This window comes from Wansuia hejianensis, from assembly GCF_014337215.1.
GTDB classification, from domain to species: Bacteria; Bacillota; Clostridia; order Lachnospirales; family Lachnospiraceae; genus Scatomonas; species Scatomonas hejianensis.
Window position 1 is genome coordinate 2,069,851 of record NZ_CP060635.1, and the last position, 17,753, is coordinate 2,087,603.

At 49.4% G+C, this 17,753-nt stretch carries 18 protein-coding genes and 1 other RNA gene; 3 read left to right on the forward strand and 16 right to left on the reverse strand.

Annotation, left to right across the window (positions count from 1 at the left end; translation table 11 throughout):
* Positions 1-295: 295 nt before the first annotated feature.
* The 3 genes from H9Q79_RS09570 to H9Q79_RS09580 are packed head-to-tail and all read right to left on the reverse strand — an operon-like array spanning position 296 to position 4,081.
* Entirely contained in the window at positions 296-997 is a 702-nt protein-coding gene (locus tag H9Q79_RS09570; protein WP_118647384.1) for a CvpA family protein, read from the reverse strand.
* 19 nt (positions 998-1,016) lie between these two features.
* Entirely contained in the window at positions 1,017-2,771 is a 1,755-nt protein-coding gene (locus H9Q79_RS09575; RefSeq protein WP_118647386.1) for a DUF5711 family protein, read from the reverse strand.
* A 59-nt stretch (positions 2,772-2,830) separates the two neighbouring features.
* On the reverse strand, positions 2,831-4,081 hold the full coding sequence (locus H9Q79_RS09580; RefSeq protein WP_118647388.1) for a LysM peptidoglycan-binding domain-containing protein: 1,251 nt from the start codon (positions 4,079-4,081) through the stop codon (positions 2,831-2,833).
* 232 nt (positions 4,082-4,313) lie between these two features.
* Between H9Q79_RS09580 and yyaC the strand changes: the two genes are divergently transcribed.
* A complete protein-coding gene (gene yyaC / locus H9Q79_RS09585) occupies positions 4,314-4,901 on the forward strand; it encodes a spore protease YyaC (protein ID WP_249328178.1) in 588 nt (195 codons plus the stop codon).
* Between the two features lie 95 nt (positions 4,902-4,996).
* Here yyaC and H9Q79_RS09590 read toward each other — a convergent pair whose 3' ends face one another.
* From H9Q79_RS09590 to H9Q79_RS09625, 8 genes are all read right to left on the reverse strand, one after another.
* Positions 4,997-5,935: a transketolase family protein gene (locus H9Q79_RS09590; RefSeq protein ID WP_118647392.1), complete on the reverse strand. Its 939-nt coding sequence runs from the start codon at positions 5,933-5,935 to the stop codon at positions 4,997-4,999.
* Positions 5,923-6,762: a transketolase gene (locus H9Q79_RS09595; RefSeq protein ID WP_118647394.1), complete on the reverse strand. Its 840-nt coding sequence runs from the start codon at positions 6,760-6,762 to the stop codon at positions 5,923-5,925. The genes H9Q79_RS09590 and H9Q79_RS09595 overlap by 13 nt, the downstream gene beginning before the upstream one ends.
* Positions 6,763-6,782: 20 nt before the next feature.
* Entirely contained in the window at positions 6,783-7,439 is a 657-nt protein-coding gene (gene fsa / locus H9Q79_RS09600) for a fructose-6-phosphate aldolase (protein WP_118647396.1), read from the reverse strand.
* A gap of 227 nt (positions 7,440-7,666) precedes the next feature.
* Complete coding sequence (locus H9Q79_RS09605) at positions 7,667-8,773, reverse strand: LacI family DNA-binding transcriptional regulator (RefSeq protein WP_118647398.1); 1,107 nt, start codon at positions 8,771-8,773, stop codon at positions 7,667-7,669.
* 17 nt (positions 8,774-8,790) lie between these two features.
* The gene (recR, locus tag H9Q79_RS09610; protein ID WP_118647400.1) at positions 8,791-9,387 is read right to left on the reverse strand and encodes a recombination mediator RecR; all 597 of its coding nucleotides are present in this window, start codon (positions 9,385-9,387) and stop codon (positions 8,791-8,793) included.
* On the reverse strand, positions 9,387-9,752 hold the full coding sequence (locus tag H9Q79_RS09615; protein WP_118647402.1) for a YbaB/EbfC family nucleoid-associated protein: 366 nt from the start codon (positions 9,750-9,752) through the stop codon (positions 9,387-9,389). The genes recR and H9Q79_RS09615 overlap by 1 nt, the downstream gene beginning before the upstream one ends.
* Positions 9,753-9,815: 63 nt before the next feature.
* Entirely contained in the window at positions 9,816-11,423 is a 1,608-nt protein-coding gene (gene dnaX / locus H9Q79_RS09620; protein WP_118647404.1) for a DNA polymerase III subunit gamma/tau, read from the reverse strand.
* A gap of 24 nt (positions 11,424-11,447) precedes the next feature.
* Positions 11,448-12,527 carry a 6-phosphofructokinase gene (locus H9Q79_RS09625; RefSeq protein WP_118647406.1) on the reverse strand — a complete coding sequence of 360 codons (1,080 nt, stop codon included), beginning with the start codon at positions 12,525-12,527 and terminating at the stop codon, positions 11,448-11,450.
* A 363-nt stretch (positions 12,528-12,890) separates the two neighbouring features.
* On the opposite strand from H9Q79_RS09625, the gene ffs reads away from it, so the two are divergent.
* An RNA gene (gene ffs, locus H9Q79_RS09630) (signal recognition particle sRNA large type) lies at positions 12,891-13,153 on the forward strand.
* A gap of 81 nt (positions 13,154-13,234) precedes the next feature.
* Here ffs and H9Q79_RS09635 read toward each other — a convergent pair.
* The 4 genes from H9Q79_RS09635 to H9Q79_RS09650 are packed head-to-tail and all read right to left on the reverse strand — an operon-like array spanning position 13,235 to position 15,791.
* Positions 13,235-14,161 carry an AEC family transporter gene (locus tag H9Q79_RS09635; protein WP_249328179.1) on the reverse strand — a complete coding sequence of 309 codons (927 nt, stop codon included), beginning with the start codon at positions 14,159-14,161 and terminating at the stop codon, positions 13,235-13,237.
* A 29-nt stretch (positions 14,162-14,190) separates the two neighbouring features.
* Positions 14,191-14,739, reverse strand: a complete 549-nt coding sequence (locus tag H9Q79_RS09640; RefSeq protein ID WP_118647456.1) for a prolyl-tRNA synthetase associated domain-containing protein — start codon at positions 14,737-14,739, stop codon at positions 14,191-14,193.
* Positions 14,740-14,770: 31 nt separating this feature from the next.
* The gene (locus H9Q79_RS09645; protein ID WP_118647412.1) at positions 14,771-15,487 is read right to left on the reverse strand and encodes an HAD family hydrolase; all 717 of its coding nucleotides are present in this window, start codon (positions 15,485-15,487) and stop codon (positions 14,771-14,773) included.
* 49 nt (positions 15,488-15,536) lie between these two features.
* A complete protein-coding gene (locus H9Q79_RS09650; RefSeq protein WP_118647414.1) occupies positions 15,537-15,791 on the reverse strand; it encodes a DUF1292 domain-containing protein in 255 nt (84 codons plus the stop codon).
* Between the two features lie 167 nt (positions 15,792-15,958).
* Between H9Q79_RS09650 and H9Q79_RS18490 the strand changes: the two genes are divergently transcribed.
* Positions 15,959-16,291, forward strand: coding sequence for a DUF1294 domain-containing protein (locus H9Q79_RS18490; protein WP_118647416.1), 333 nt, complete (start codon positions 15,959-15,961; stop codon positions 16,289-16,291).
* Here H9Q79_RS18490 and H9Q79_RS09660 read toward each other — a convergent pair.
* Positions 16,244-17,749, reverse strand: a complete 1,506-nt coding sequence (locus H9Q79_RS09660; protein ID WP_118647458.1) for a Mur ligase family protein — start codon at positions 17,747-17,749, stop codon at positions 16,244-16,246. The genes H9Q79_RS18490 and H9Q79_RS09660 overlap by 48 nt on opposite strands.
* Positions 17,750-17,753 lie beyond the last annotated feature (4 nt).

Genomic DNA, 17,753 nt, shown 5'->3' on the forward strand with positions numbered 1-17,753 from the left:
CGAGGATGTGTTTTACTGTTCAGTTATCAAGGTTCTCTGCATTGCTGTGCTGATGTCTCACGCGACAGCTTATTAAGAATACCACAGCTGCTTTGCTTTGTCAACACTTTTTTTAACTTTTTTACAGTGCTTGTTAATTCCCCGTAAAAAGTCCACCGTTCTTTATTCGGTGGACTTTTAATATACCATTATTTACTTATAAAGTCAAGACCTTGCATCAATTTTTTTTGACGGTTCTGCCACAAAAATTTTGGCATTTCAATACACATCCATTATAGGAAAATTACCTGCTTAATCACATACCAACAATATTCAAAATAATATTCATCAGATAATTATGGCTGTACAGATAATTGAGCAAAGTATCCCTTCCCACCTCTCTCATGCAGGCACTCCCCCAGCTTGTGTCCGCAAACACCGTAATCAGGATAAAAAACAACCACATCCAGAGTACGCCTCGTGCAACTCCAAAAATCGCGCCGCCCAGATGATTCAGGAACCCGATCCCCGGCAGCCAGGCCAGAAGGTTCAGCGCGTGGCCGATCAGCCTGACCAGCAGAGCTGCCAGAAAAACAGCCAGCAGAAACGCGATTCCGTTAGTTATGCCGTGAGCCAGATACTTGCCCACATAATCGCTGAAGCCAGATACCCCTAAGGTTTGATATGCCTGTTCGTTATTGTTTTCCTTCAGAGCATTCTTAAGAGATTCTGGAACTGTCAAGCTTTCAATCCAGTTGTTTTGCTCTTCCGCTCCCGGAGAATCCCCGCTTTCAAAATGATCTTCCAAAAATGCAGTACACTTGTCCGTTAAATACGTTTCAATAGAGGTATTCTTCCTCAGGAAGCCGCTGACATAAGGATTCATCCAACCTGCCAGAAGAATCACTAAGATCCAGGAAACCATAGCCATCAGCGTTCTCACAAAACCATTTCGCCATCCAAAGAATACGGATAGTATGATTACTGCTATTATAATGTAAGTCAACCAGCTAGTCATGATGCCTCCTGTTCAGTCATTAGCCAAGTTTGATCAGATTAAAGCTGTCTTCGGTGATCAGCACAAACCTGTTTTGTCCAATTGAGAAAAACTGCCGTGGCAAGTCGTTGAGACTGCCGTTGAATTTTTCTATCCCTGACAAATTATATACGCAGAAAGCTGATTTATTATACATGACTATCTGATTTCCAACCAGTTCTATTTCCTGATAAGCAAAATCCGTATCCTCGCGTAAGATTTCTCTGCCATTCTTATTATAGACTATCAGCTGGAAAGCTTTCTCCGAATCCTCATTATTCAGGACAAGCCCGATATGCGACTCATCATAAAAGGTGCTCACGATCTCCTGATCGACCGTGATCTCCTTACGCTCCTCCGGTATCTGCGCTCCTCCGAAAATCGTGAATCCATCCTCCCGGAATGCCACACACGTGCTGCTGTCCAGATATTCTAACTGCGGGATGATTGTATCACTGTATTCGTATCCGCTGACCCGGTTGTCCATCTGGTTCTGACCCACACTCCCGAAGTTATAAAAATAGATCCGGGTCTTGGGCGTTCCATTCTCAAAATAAAGATAGGAAACAGCCAGCAGCATGCCGTCGTCCGACAGGCTCAGATCCATCGGATAGCCCGGCGAATCAATGGTTGTCTTAATGGTCGAGATATTGGAACCAGATTTATCATAGTATTGAATCCAGGTATTGTCCCCGTCTTCCATAATCGCCGCCACAACTCCCTGCCTGGCCACAGTCGCTTTGACAATCGGCATGTTGGCAGAGACAGTACCTATCTGCCCTGTTTCGTCACAAATGCAGATATTAGTTCCATTTTTATCGTAAATCGCAATTGTGCTCCCACATACCGCAACCGCTGGAGACTGCATCGTATATGAAACATTCCAGATCGTATTATTATTTCTGTCTGTCATAGTTGCACTGTCTACACCGTATTTTAAAATGCGTTCACCTACACTGCAGTATTCAAAGGATAATGTGTCTTCCTTCGTATCCGTAACCAGAACTGAATAGGAAGTATATTTCCAGTTCCGGACTGTTGTGGATACTACCAGCACAATCACGAGCACCAGCAGCGCGATCACCGCATATCGAATCCATTTTTTCGTCCTATATGAAGAAAGCTTGTCCTTATATTCCTTGAGGCTGTGTACAACCCCCTCATCCCTCTGCTTCTTCTCAGGGAGTTTTTTCCTCTTGCTTTTCATATCCCTGCGTGCCGGTTGTTCCTGAGTCATTGCCGCCTCCAGCATGACTTCCGGAATCTCAATCTCTTCCAATCGGTTCTTCGGGCTTGCCTTCTCTGTTCCTAAATCTCCCCTTGCCCGATATGACGCTTCTTCCGCATAGCCCCCATCCGGCATCGGAACATGACGTCCATCCGCACCCGCAGGTTTCCCGGACGGCCTGACAGGTTCTTCTTCTGTCAGTTTCCGGTTCTGCCTGCCGCCTTCTTCCAATGGCGCCCAGGATTGACTGACATCCTCATCTTCCGATGGCTGCAAGGATTGACTGACATCCTCATCTTCCGATGGCTGCAAGAATTGACTGACACCCTCATCTTCCGATGGCTGCAAAGCTTGGCTGACGCCTTTATCTTCCGATGGCTGCAAGAATTGACTGCCATTCTCTTCTTCCGCCGGCTCCAATTTAGTCTTCAAGAATTCAGGCTCTTCTGCAAAGATTTCATCTTCTGTTAAATATTCTTTTTCTTCACCTGTATCTTTTGGCGTACCGTTTCCTTCAATTTCTATCATAAATAACCCTTTATCCTTATGTGCTCACAACATTTGTTCTTAGCATACCACACTTTTTCTTATTGGGGGAGTACTATTTTTTGCCCGGGAAAAATTATGTCATCCTGGGTGATGCCATTGGCAGCGCAGATATCCGCGATGCGCTGAAGATTCCCATAATATTGCTCACTGATTTTAGTCAGCGTATCCCCTTTCTGCACAATATATTCCCTGCCTTGAACAGCCGTTTCTTTAGCATCTGCTCCTGAGGGAGAGGGTGATGCGGACGGTGTAACCGTCACTGAAGGCGTCACCGTAGGTGCTTCTGTCACAGTCGGAGCCGCCGTAGGCTCTTCCTGTCCGGTTCTGCTGGTGCTCTGCACAGTTCCTGCCGCGTCTGTAACCTCCGGAGTCTGTGTGAGTTCCGGCGTCGCCGTCACAGTCGGGGGAGATCCGGTCACCGCCTGGACAGAGCTGCCGTTGGCTGAGACAGTCTTAGGCTCTTCCGGCTCCTCCTGTTCTGATTGGACGGTAAAGCGCGTGAAGATTTCCTTGATTTTTTCCCCGCCATCCGTATAAGTAAATGCCAGCGCCAACGACGCAGCCGCTACGCAGGCCGTAACACCGTACAACAGGGAATGGCTTGACCTTTTTTCCTTTTCCTCCAGCTTTTTCGTTGTCAGCTTTCTGAAGTCTTTGACAGCCTTGTCCGGAACCTCTTTTTGGTCGTCTACGGACTCATCCTTGTTTTTGTCGATCATGTAGTTCTGCATTTCAACATTTTTTTCGTAATAGACATAAAAACCGCTTTCTCTTTTTAACCGGCTGCTGTCATAAGAAAAAAAGGCTTCTTCTTTTTCTGTGGGTTCTATCAGGAACAGAACTTTATCGTTCCCTCCGAAATGGTTCAGATGTGCTCTTAAGATAACTTCATTGATCTCCATGGAGTATTCCGGTAGGTTCAAGAACCATCCCAAAATCTCCTGTTCCTTGAAATACTGTTGTACCGTATCGTGGATTTCCGTCCATACCTGGTCTGTAAAACTGATGTGCTCCGGAGACACTTCCATGTTTTCAATTTCCAGCGCGCTCTTGATGAACAGGTACGAGACGCCATCCATCCAGTTATACCTCCCCAGCAGGATTCCCGCTCTCCCGGTCTCCCTGTTTTTCTCTTCCATGCGTCTCAAAAAGGTGTAGACGTAATCCTCCATGTATATTTTCCGGCTGCCTTTACACTCCCCGATTTGTCTAATGTTCTTCGGCAGATGAAAAAAGCTTTGATTTCCGTTTGCTTCCTTCTTCTCCTCCTTATAAACAATCTCAATCATGAAATCACCCCTTTAGCCCATACAATATCATATCCGAAACGCAAAATTTATCAGATTCTGCTCAGTTAACAACGGTTTTACACGACAATTTCCGCTAAAAACAAATTGCGGCGGAGGGAATTTGGAATCTCCCTCCGCCGCGGCCATGCAAAAATTTCCCTCTCAGGTATTAAATTTCCTGTTTCGGAATATCCTATAAGGGAACGGACAATCTGTGAAGGAAGGTATACTCATGTTCGGAGTCAGAAAACAGAAGGTTTCTTACATTAACGCAGAAGATCCTACCGCCAGCACACTTCTGGCCAGAAAGCTGCAGGACTGCATGCGCAGGGTTTCTTTTCACTGGGACGAGCTGGTTTTTTTATGTATTGGGAGTGACCGGATTACTGGGGACAGTCTGGGGCCTCTGATCGGCAGGGAACTGGCCCGGCAGAGGAACCGGGATTTTTTTGTGTACGGTACGCTGGACCATCCGGTACATGCTATGAATCTGGATGAATATCTGCTGGATATCTCCCTCTGCCACCCGGCCGCTCTGACTGTGGCGATTGACGCCTCTTTAGGCTGTTCCCGACATCAGCACCACATCACTGTGGGGCGGGGGGCCATCCGCCCGGGCGCCGGCGCCGGGAAAGAGCTGCCGCAGGTAGGGGATATCTTTATCACCGGCATTGTCAGCAGCTTTGAAAATGCATCCCACGCCGAATTACAGTCCATTGATTTCACACGAATCCTCTGCCTGGCAGATACAATTTCCCGGGGCATTCTTCTCGCCGCTGATATGAAACGTCAGGCAGCCGGAAGTCTTTTCGCATACTGAGCTGAGGATTCTAAAGCCGGAGGCCGGAACCCAAAATGCCGGCCTCTTCCGAAGCCGGCAAATCAGATTACTAATTATCTCTCATACGGTTTACATCAATACCATTCTTTCACACTCTTGCAGATTCCGGCGGCGGTCAACCCGTATTTTTCCAGAAGCTTCACAGCCGGGCCAGACTCTCCAAAGACATCCTGAACACCGATCTTCAGCACCGGCACTGGAGCCTTGGCACACAGCGCGTCACAAACTGCGCTTCCCAGTCCGCCGATCACGGAATGCTCTTCCACAGTCACTACTTTCCCTGTCTCCCTGGCAGCAGTCACAACCAGCTCTTCATCCAAAGGCTTGATCGTGTGAATGTTGATTACTTTTGCTTCGATTCCCCCGGCGGCAAGAGTCTCTGCAGCCTCAAGTGCCTCGGACACCATCAGACCTGTGGCGATGATTGTCAGATCCTTACCCTCTCTCAGAATAACTCCTTTTCCCAGCTCGAATTTGTAATCCGGTCTGTCGTTGATGACCGGGGCCGCCAGCCTTCCGAAGCGGAGATAGACCGGCCCGTTGTGCTCATAAGCTGCCTTAACGGCCGCCTTTGCTTCCACGTCGTCTGACGGATTAATGACTACCATTCCCGGTATGGTTCTCATCAGGGCGATATCCTCGTTGCACTGATGGGTCGCCCCATCCTCGCCGACAGATATGCCTGCATGGGTAGCTCCGATCTTCACATTCAGGTGGGGATATCCGATCGAGTTGCGTACTTGTTCAAAGGCGCGGCCTGCTGCGAACATGGCAAAGGAGCTGGCAAAAGGAACCCTGCCTGTGGTGGCAATTCCCGCCGCAATTCCCATCATATCACATTCTGCGATCCCACAGTCAATATGACGCTCCGGAAATGCTTTCTTAAAGGTGCCTGTCTTTGTCGCTGCTGCCAGATCCGCATCCAGAACCACTACATCATCATGCTCTTTGCCCAGCTCTACAAGGGCATTGCCGTAGCTGTCCCGTGTGGCAATCTTCTTTACTTCTGACATAATGCTTCACCTGCTTTCTTAAGATCTTCCATCGCAACGGCATATTCCTCATCATTAGGAGCCTTGCCGTGCCATCCCACCTGATTCTCCATAAAGGATACGCCTTTTCCTTTAATGGTTTTGGCGATAATAGCAACCGGCATGCCTGTCACACCTCTGGCTTCTTCAAAGGCCGCGCGCAGCTGGACAAAATCATTGCCGTCCGCCACATTGATCACGTGGAAATTAAACGCCTCAAATTTCTTATCGATCGGATAGGGAGAACATACCTCTTCAACTGCACCATCGATCTGAAGGCCGTTATTATCTACAATAACAACCAGGTTATCCAGCTTACGTGAGCCCGCGAACATGGCGGCTTCCCATACCTGGCCTTCCTGGATCTCTCCGTCACCCAGCAGAGTGTAAACACGGTAGTTTTCCTGATACAATTTCGCTGAAAGCGCCATGCCCACAGCAGCGGAAATCCCCTGTCCCAGAGAACCGCTGGACATATCCACACCCGGAATATGTTTCATGTCGGGATGTCCCTGAAGATAGGAGCCCAGATGCCGGAGCGTCAGCAGGTCTTCCTTGGGGAAATATCCTTTCTCCGCCAGCACCGAGTAAAGTCCCGGGGCCGTATGTCCTTTGGAAAGCACAAAGCGGTCTCTGTCTGCTTTCTTCGGGTCTTTCGGATCAATATTCATCTCTTCAAAATACAGATATGTAAAAATATCAGCGGCGGATAAGGAACCGCCCGGATGCCCTGCCTTGGCAGCATGAACCGCTGATACAATACCAATACGGACTTCATTTGCGATCTTCTGAAGCTCTAATGTGGTCATGTCAGTTCTCCTTTTCCTGATTATTCACCAAATACTGCTTTATAATCTGCCTGGAACTTCTCGATTCCGGCGTCAGTCAGCGGATGCTTCGTCATCTGCTCAATTACCTTATAGGGCACAGTCGCAATATGCGCGCCGGCCAGGGCACAGTCTGTCACATGGATCGGGTTGCGGATGCTGGCCGCGATAATCTGGGTATCGATATCCCCTGCCACCTGAAAAATCTCCGCGATCTCAGCAATCAGATCTGTTCCGCGTACATTGATGTCATCCAGCCTGCCCAGGAAAGGAGATACGTAGGTGGCTCCTGCCCGTGCTGCCAGCAGAGCCTGGTTCGCTGAAAAGATCAGGGTCACATTCGTCTTGATTCCTTCAGAAGAAAGAACTTTCACTGCCTTTAGGCCTTCCACAGTCATGGGGATTTTAACAACCATATTTTTATGTATTGCAGCAATTTCGCGGCCTTCCTTAATCATGCCTTCCGCGTCGACTGTCGTGGCTTTCACTTCACCGCTGATCGCCCCGTCAACAATATCTGTTATCTCCTTGATTACCTCTTTAAAATCGCGGCCTTCCTTGGCAATCAGGGATGGATTAGTGGTTACTCCGCAGATAACGCCCATATCGTTTGCCTTTTTAATATCTTCTACATTGGCTGTGTCTACAAAAAACTTCATTAGTTAATACCTCCCGTATGATTATTTTTTCACTTACTATCAGTATACCTTAATTCTGGATTCGGTCAAGCAATCCACTTTTTATTAATTCTATTTTTAATTAATATATTCGATTTTATTAATTGATCTAACGTGTTTCTACACTCAAAATCAGTTTCCAAACTTTAAATTTTATTCTTCTTCTAAAATTCATCCAAAATTATTATTAATAAAATTCTTCTGGTTATTTATTTTTTTGTCTTTGGATGACTTGTCCGCGCGTAAGAAGTGCTTGTGCGGACGATCAGCTTTGGCTCATATTCCACATGGTAAATACTGACCGGTTCGCCTCCGTTCTGATACTTTTTCTGGGAATCGATTTTCTTGAGAATAATCTCACAGGCATCCCGGCCTTTGAGAGATACGAAGTGGTCGATCGTCGTCAGCGATATAGAGCGGAAACCTGAAAACACAGTATTATCGCAGCCTATGACAGACACATCCGCCGGAACCTTCAGTCTCGCTTCCAGACAGGCGTCCATAATCCCAAAAGCGATCATATCATTCATTCCCGCAATTGCCGTCAGCTCCGGATGCTCCCGCAAAAGCTCCCGCGTCAAATGATACCCCATCTTATACTCTGAATCCATGCTGGGTATCTGAACATCCATATCGGCTCCGGCCGACTTCACGATCACATTGGCTTTCAGCCCTGCCTCCTCATATTCTCTGATGAAGCCCTTAATCCTCTTCTGGCGCTGTCCCTGCCTGGAAGAAAGCGGCGGTGATACAAATGCCACATGGCGGTGCCCCAGATCCAGCAGATGCCTGGCCATCAGACGTCCCGGCTTGGCGTTATTGAGCTCCACCGCATCGATCTCCATCAGATCTTCCCGGTTATTGATTACTACCAGCGGTATCTTTTCTGCCATCTCCCGGACCTGCTCCTGAAAGCAAAGGCTAGGGTTACAAGTATAAATGATGCCCAGGGGCTGCACAGACCGCATCATTTTCAGATAGTTGTCTTCAATCTTCAGATCGCGCTGGGTATTGCACACAAAAACGCCATACCCTTTCTCCTTGGCAACCTGTTCGATTCCCTGAAGCAGCATGACGTAATAAGGATTCGTGAGTGTCGGACAAAATACTACGATCAGCTTCCGGGATTTTCCGTCCTTACAGGTACGGCGCCGGGGTATCTGATAGCCCAGTTCCCTGGCAGCCTCTTCCACCTTTTCCCTGGTCTCACGGGTAAAAGAAACATTATTTTTCTGGTTTAAAATCATGGAAACAGTGGCCTGCGAAACGCCGGAGACCCTGGCCACATCTGATGATGTAATCTTTCTTTTTCCCATTGTCCTGTCCTCTGTCTTTACAATTCCACACGGCCTTCCAAAGCCCGCAGCAGTGTCACTTCGTCTATATATTCCAGGTCTCCTCCGACCGGTACCCCGCTGGCGATCCTGCTCACTTTGATTCCCGTCGGTTTAATCAGCTTACTGATGTACATGGCTGTTGTCTCACCCTCCAGGCTGGAATTGGTGGCAATAATCACTTCCTCCACCTCTCCCTGAAGGCGCTGCATCAGTTCCTTCAACTTGATATCGTCAGGGCCGATACCCAGCATAGGGGAAATCGCCCCGTGCAGCACATGGTAAACGCCGTCATATTTCTCCGTCTTTTCATAGGCCGCGAGGTCCCTGGAGTTCTCTACCACCATGATCTGCTTCTGATTCCTGGACGGGTTGTTGCAGATTGGGCAGACCTCCTGATCTGTCAGAGTATAACAGATCTTGCAGTAACGCACATTCGCCTTTGCCCCGCGTATGGCTCCTGAAAGCTGCTCTACCTGGTCTTCGGGCATGTTCACAATATGAAACGCAAGCCGCTGGGCAGACTTCGGCCCGATCCCCGGAAGCCTTCCCAGTTCTTCGATCAGCTTGCTGATATGGCTGCTGTAATACTCCATCAGAGATTCAGGCCTCCCAAGCCTCCCAGTCCGCCCATTCCTCCGGTCAGCTTAGACATGGACGACGCAGTCTCTTCCTCGACCTTGCGGAGCGCCTCATTGGTAGCCGCTACGATCAGATCCTCCAGCATCTCGATATCTTCCGGATCCACCACTTCTTCCTTCAGGTGAACCTTCGTGACCTCACGCTTACCGGTCACCGTCACTTCCACCGCCCCGCCTCCGGCCGATGCGGTGAATTCTTTTTCCTCCAGCTCCTTCTGGCTCTCTTCCATCTGACGCTGCATGCGCTGCGCCTGCTTCATCAGATTATTCATATTTCCCGGCATTCCCATGCCGCCGGGAAATCCTCCCTTTCTTCCCATGTGTCTATCCTCCTGTTATTCTATATACTTACGAAATTCTTACTTGTTCTGGCGGATACCTCGCTAAAATTCTTGTTCAGGCTCATCCTCCTCCACCACAGGCATGTGAATCTCCTCTTTGATGATCTCTTCCACCGGTATCTCAGCCAGGCCTCTGCGGCCTTCCCGATCTGCCAACACGACCTCTACCTGGGCCTCGCATCCGATCACTGTTCGGATAGCTGCCTTAATTTCCTCTATCTTCTCCGGACGGTTCACATAGAGATGGGCGGTCCGGTCAGAAAATTCTACAAATAGCCGGGAATCCCCTGTCTCGCTGTCATATTTGGGAACCGATCCCTGAAGGTAATTCTTCAGCGGCTGAGTCGTCTGGCCGATGATTCTTCGCCATTCACCCCGGATCCTCCGCAGATCCTCCGGAGCTGCCTTCTGAATCACAGGCGGCGCCTGCTCCTCCGCTTCCTCCGCCTCAACTGCACGTGTACCTCCGGGCTGCGCAGGGGCGGCATTCCAAACTCCCTGCTCCGCTTTTACTTCCAGCGCGCGAATCCGGTCCAGAACAGAATCCAGGCTGGTCTCCATCTGCGGCCGGCACAGGCGTATTAAAGCGATTTCCACCAGAATCCTCTTCTGAGCGGAATAACGGATCTGACCGGAGAGCTCCGAAAAGATACGGATATAGCGCATCAGCGTATCGCTGTCAATCATCGTGCTTTCTTCCCGGAGCTGCTTCAGATTCTCTGTAGAAACATCCAAGACGTCCTCAAGATGATCCGAACTGCTTACCAGCATCAGATTACGCATATACCAGGTGAAGTCATTGACAAATTGCCCCATTTCCTTCCCCTTTACCACCAGTTCCTCCAGGATCCGTATGCTTCCCGCCGCGTCCTGTACGATCACCCGGCGCAGCAGCTGGCTGAAAACTTCGGTGTCGACTGTTCCCAGCACATTGAGAACCTTATCGTAGGTCAGCGATTCCCCCAGATAAAAAGCGATGCACTGATCTAATAGGCTCAATGCGTCACGCATGGAACCGTCTGCCGCCTTGGCCACATACCGGACCGCCCGCTCCTCTGCCTCTACGCCCTCCTTCTGCATCAGTTCCATCAGTCTTCCGGCGATGGTATCGATGGTGATCCTCTTGAAGTCATACCGTTGGCATCTGGAGAGGATCGTCACGGGGATCTTATTCACCTCCGTGGTGGCCAGAATAAAGATCACATATTCCGGCGGTTCCTCCAGTGTCTTCAGCAATGCGTTAAACGCTCCCGTAGACAGCATATGCACCTCATCGATGATATACACCTTATACCTGCCCTGAGTCGGACGGTATGAAACCTCCTCACGGATCTCCCGGATATTGTCTACGCCATTATTGGAAGCCGCGTCTATCTCAATCACATTCGTGGAGGTTCCGGCTTGTATGGCCTGACAGGAGGAGCATTCATTGCAAGGGCTGCCGTCCAGGGGATGCTCACAGTTCACGGCCTTGGCGAGGATCTTGGCAACCGTGGTCTTTCCGGTTCCACGGGTCCCGCAAAACAGGTACGCATGCCCGATCCGGCCGGCCTGTATCTGATTCTTTAATGTTGTAACGATGTGATCCTGACCTTTTACCTCTTCAAAAGTAGCAGGCCGGAATTTCCGGTAAAGAGCAGTATAGCTCATGAAATCGCTCCTATTCTTAACTGCTTAATCGCCAAAACTGATACCCATCCGTTTGGCAGCCATTACCTCCTGAGAATTGGGGCTGACCGACTTTAATTTGCCCGCACATTCTGCAAGGGGCACCTTCTTGATTTTGCCGTTGATAATGCCCACCATGTACCCGTACTGCTCGTCCATGATCAACTGGGCGGCCTCAGAGCCGATCCGTGTGGAAAGAACCCTGTCATAAGGACATGGGCTGCCGCCTCTCTGCGTGTGCCCTGGCACTGTCACACGGATTTCCATGCCAGTCTGCTGTTCAATATCCTCAGAAATCTTATAGGAAATAGACGGATACTTTTTGGCTATCTCCTCCATCTTTTTCTTCTGCTCCTTCTTGGGCAGAGCAGCTATCTCTTTGGACACGGCGCCCTCCGCCACCGCCAGGATCGTAAAACCGCTCCCTCTCGCAACGCGGGTATTAATAGCCTCCACTACCTGATTGATATCATAAGGTATTTCCGGGATCAGAATGATATCGGCTCCACCGGCAATTCCCGCATACAGAGTCAGCCAGCCCACTTTATGTCCCATGACTTCTACAATAAACACTCTGTTATGGGAAGAGGCCGTGGTATGAATACAGTCAATAGCCTCCGTCGCTATATTCACCGCGCTGTAAAAGCCAAACGTCATATCAGTCCCGTAGATATCATTGTCAATCGTCTTTGGCAGATGAAGGACATTCAGCCCCTCCTCCCGGAGCAGATTGGCCGTTTTCTGGGTCCCATTCCCGCCCAGGATCACCAGACAGTCCAGGCGAAGCTTATAGTACGTCTGCTTCATGGCCTCCACCTTATCAAGCCCTTTGTCATCCGGCACGCGCATCAGCTTAAACGGCTGCCGGGAAGTCCCCAGAATAGTGCCGCCACGTGTCAAAATCCCTGAAAAATCTTTCGCGGACAGCATGCGGTAATCTCCGTAGATCAGCCCTTTATAGCCGTTCATAAAACCGTATACTTCCAGCTCATCCACATTATTCGCAAGGCCTTTCACCACGCCGCGCATCGTCGCGTTCAGCGCTTGACAATCTCCGCCGCTGGTCAGTAATCCTATTCTCTTCATACAACACACCCATCCTCTTCAATATATACTTTGTGGAACAGCGAAGCTGTTCCCCGGCCCCGTCAGGGGCATGAGTTTCGGTATACTCTGGAGTATACTTTGTGGAACAGCGTAAGCTGTTTCCCCGCCCGGCAGGGCATGTATTGCGGGGTGCCCTGTGGGTGCAGATTCCATTTCTGGTGCTTTGTCTTATTTATTATAGCCCATTTTAAAAGAAACCACAAGAAAAAATACGGTTCTCTGATGAATGGCGCACCTTCCCTTTCAATGCCGGGCCCGGCATGTTCTCACCACTCACAAGACAGAGGAATACTACTTTTCACCCATTGACTTTTCTTTTTAAACAAGTTATACTTTTAGAGTCCGTGCAGCTGGGGAGATAGCGGTGCCCTGTACCTGCAATCCGCTACAGCAGGGGTGATGCCGAACTGAGGACTTTTTCATTGCATAGCTGCCTTTTATAAGTGGCGTTGACGTTTGGGTCTTACGCAACGGAAATCCATGAACCGTGTCAGGACAGGAATGTAGCAGCACTAAGTGGAACCTTTCGTGTGCCGTGAGGGCGCCTGGGCCGAGTTAACTGTAGAAGTAACGTTTGCGGTGTCGGTTCGAAGGGAGGTGCACGGACATTTAATCATTCAGCTCATTGATTTAGCAAATATATAGCTCCCACGGGAAATATCCCTGCGGGAGCTTTTCTGTTGCTGTCAGAAAAAAAGTGAAACGAGAGGAACCGTCACGGCAGAGAGGATAGTCGTCATGGCAATCGCTTTATTACATTCCTCTCCTTCTCCGTTTCCTCCATATTCTTCAGCCATCATACCGACCATACCTCCAACCGGCATGGATGCTGTGATACAAAAGATACCCAAAATTCTGGTATTGAAGGGAAGCTGGCGTACAATCAGGACAGCCAGGATGGGAATCGCAAGCATCTTTACCATGAGGAAAATATAGTTCTCCGCGCCCTGAAAAGCCCTTTTCAGATCCAGCCGGGCCAATGAGACGCCGATCATCATCATGGAAAGAGGAATTGCCGCGTTTCCCATGTATTCACAGAGGCTGGCCACCGGCGCGCTGACGGGGATCTTGAATGCAAAAATCAGGATGGCCGTCACACTGGCGATTGTCCCCGGATTTAGAAGCTTGCGGATATCAAACTTTACCGCCCGGTCTGACATGCCGGAGGCCAGATAGATTCCATATGTATAGGCCAGTACGTTATACCCCAGAATATAAAAAGCGACAAAAATCACATATTCATTTCCATACATCGCCCTTACCAGAGGAATGCCCATGAAGCCCACATTGGAAAATATCAGCATCAACTGATACATTCGCTGTTCCCTTTTGGGAAACCTCCGGATCTTCACATATAAATAGCTGACTGCGGTCAACATACCATACAGCACGAAAACCAGAATCAGATTCTGCCATACTGCTTCTCCCGATATATCGCTTTTTTTGCTCAAAACCCCTGATACGATGATAAACGGGTTCAGAATTTTCACGATCATCGATGCGATGTTCTGATATCCTCCCTGATTCAGTATCTTTGCCTTAAATGCGGCAAAACCAATTGCCATCATGGCGCACAGAACAAGCATCTGCTGCAGCAGTATCAGGCTGTCCATTTATTTCCCCTCACTTTCCCTGCCGCCGCTCACTCCTGCGGCAGCTCCACAACTGTATATTCGTGATGTACCTCCGGCAGATATTTCTCCAGTATATCTTTCATCAAAATTTTCAGGCTGGAGGTATTCACACAGGGGTGGCAGCCCAGATATTCTTCTTCTATGACCTGCCTGTCAATCAGCAGCTGTACTCTGTTCTCCCTGTCATTCATCAGGCCCATAATACTCACAGCACCAGGCAGTATGTTCAGATACTCCTCCATGTATTCTTCTCCCGCGAAAGAAAGTCTGGCAGAATGAATCTGCTTTGAGAGGTCTTTCGTTTTGAATTTCTTGTGTCCGGGCATTAACAGCAGGTAGAAACTGGTTTTCTGCGCATTGCAGAGAAACAGATTCTTGCAGATCTGGATTCCCAGGACTTCGTCGATTTCCTGGCAGGCTTCTATGGTCGGGACTGCCGGATGATCCACTCTTTCATATGGCACCTGAAGCCGGTCCAGCAGTTCGTAGACTGCCATTTCTCTCGGCAGACGCCCTTCTGTATCTTCCGGCCTTCCTGAATATTTTACTACTGTCATCATTCTGTCCCCCATATCCTTTTATCTTCCATCATGTTTCCTTCTGAACGTCCGGTACAGCTGCCGCATCATACACTTCCGGATACCTCAGCCGGCACAGCCACTCCGCCACTTCTGTCAAAGACTCCATTTTCTGATAATACTGCCCTCTGACCGGACTGGAATCTTTCTGCAGGTCCGGCACCAATATGACCGGAACCCCCGCCGCATAAGAGGACTTTACTCCGTTCCAGGAATCTTCCAAAACTAGCGCCTCCTCCGGCCTGATCCCCAACTTTTCGCAGGTTACACGGTAGATCTCCGGATCTGGCTTCGCATATCTGACCATATCTCCCGCAATGACAAACTGAAAATAATCCAGCACAGCCGCCCTCTCCAGATTCTCCATCGCATGTACCCTGCTGGACCCCGTGGCCACCACCGCAGGGATGCCCTCCCGCCTTAACAGCTCCAGTAAGGGAAGCAGGCCGGGCTTTATGGGAACGCCCTCACGTCTGATATATTCTCTCACCTGAAGACGGTAAGCCTGTTCGAAGCTGTCAAAAGGAAAGTCTTCCCCGTACTTCTCCTTGAAGTACCGGACTCTCAGTGTCCGGTTCATGCCCATCGTCTGATAGATATTGTATCCCATAGGCTCTCCTGCGAACTCTGGGCCTACTGCGTCCCACGCTCTCTGAATCTGCTGCTCTGTGCCGAACATCAGACCATCCATATCGAAAATCACAGCCAGCGGCCACTGTCTCTCCATGTATGTTCTCCTCTCCCGCTACAGCCCTTTCCGGCAGGCCTGACCTCCTTCAAAGACCATTGCGCTTCCGGAATAACTGATAAATGGCCTCAATCAGTTCCGGATCATCTATCCCTTCATACTGAGCCTCTCCGGCATCCAGATCCTCCGCCGTAACTCTCAGTATATGCACCTGCTCTTCATCGCCCCCGTCGGCAGGATAAAGCACCACATATTCTTCTCCTCTGTGTTCAATCACGTCCAGAAGCTCAAACTGTCTCTCTGATCCGTCTTCATCGGTCAGGATCATTAAATCGTCATCCATATCTTCTCCCTCCTGATCCCCTACACTGTCACCGTCATCTTATGCCGAACCGTTATTTGCAAATCCGGATACATTCCTCTATAATGAGATAGATCCAGACATCCGTTTACTGGTCCCGCTTAAAACATTATGAAGAATAAATGATACTTTGTCAACAAGGAGCTGTTATGTACGCTGGAATATTTTTCATTTACCTGCTGGCCGTCAATCTTGCCGGACTGCTGATTTTTCACTCAGACAAAAAACGCGCCGTGAAACACCGCTTCCGCATACCTGAGGCCCGCCTTTTTCTCATCGCAATCCTGGGCGGAGCCGCAGGATGTCTTCTGGGCATGTATCTTTTCCGCCACAAAACGAGGCATGCCAGATTTGTCATCGGCATGCCTCTTCTAGTGATCCTGTGGATCATTATTATTATTTTTGTCATAGTCTGGAATATCCGGTCAGGGGCTTTAGGTTCCGCTGGCCCATTTTTCCATGCATTCTTTCACAATTTCTGAATCCGATTTGTAAAAACGGCGTATGTGCCCGATTTTCTGGCTGTTCTCACTCCCCTTACCCAGCACCAGGATGACCGTATTTTCTTCGGCCTCAGCGATGGCTTTACGTATCGCCTCTTCCCTGTCCGGTATACATTCGTACGGACAGCCTGTGGCTTCCATGTAACGCCCGATTTCCCTGGATATATCCTGCACTCTCTCAGTGCCGGGATCGTCTGCCGATAAATATACTTTACTGCAAGCCCGTCCCGCTATGATTCCCATATCTCTCCGGCGGTTCAGCGCCTTTCCTCCCGGGCAGCCGAATACGGACACCACCTTGTAATCCGGAAATTCCAGCTTCACGGAATCGAAGATTTTCTCAAAGCTCAGCCCATTGTGAGCATAATCTACAATCGCTTTCACGTTCCTGTCTCTGCTGGTGTATTCCTCCATGCGTCCGTCCACCGTGACCTGTTCCAGGCCCTGCTTCATTTCTTCTGCGCCAATCCCCGCCGCATAGGCAGCCGCAATGGCAGCCAGTGCATTTTCCACGTTGAAAATCCCATGCATCGCCAGTGTGAACTGTTGCTCGAACCGGTCACAGCTCACAGTAAAAGTAACTTTTCCATTTTCCACTGTGATATCATGTCCATAGATATCAGCCTCCGGCGTTTTTCCAAAGGTCAGCACCCTTTCTGCGCAGGAGGCCGCTCTCAGTATCCTGCCGCTGTGCTGGGCATCCAGGTTCACGATTGCCGTCCTCACCTGACGGAACAGCTTCAGCTTGGACTGAAAATAATCTTCAAAATTCCTGTGTTCCGCAGGGCTTATATGATCTTCAGATATGTTCAGGAAAATCCCCACATCAAACTTGATTCCCTGAACCCTTTTATATTTTAAAGCCTGGCTGGATACCTCCATGGCCAAATATGTAATTCCCGCATCATGAGCATTGCGAAAGTGCCGGTACAGCTCAAAAGACTCCGGCGTTGTGATACTGGAAGCCTCCCGCTCCGCCCCGTCGTACGTCTCTACAGAGGTCAGATAGGCAATATTCCTGCCCCCGCTCCTTTTCATATACTCATCCAGAATCCCTCTGATATAATACGTCGTAGTCGTCTTTCCCTTCGTACCGGTGACACCGATATAGCGGAGCGCCCCCGGCGGAACCTGATAAAAGCTCTCTGCCAGCAGCGGCATGACTTCTCTGATATTTCTGACCAGAATGCAGGGCACCTGTTTCAGCCCATAATCCTGTTCGCTCACATAGCAGACCGCTCCCCGTTCCACAGCCTCCTCCAGATATTCTCTGCGGAATGAAGCGCCTTTACACACGAATAAAGTACCGGGTCCGGCTTTGCCTGACTCATAGGTAAGGCCTTCCACCCGCTTCATCCCTGAATGGTAAAGCTCACTTTTTGTCACGTATCCTGCTTCAGCCAGAAGCTGCAGATACTCCCCTATTCTGCGTTTCATACGT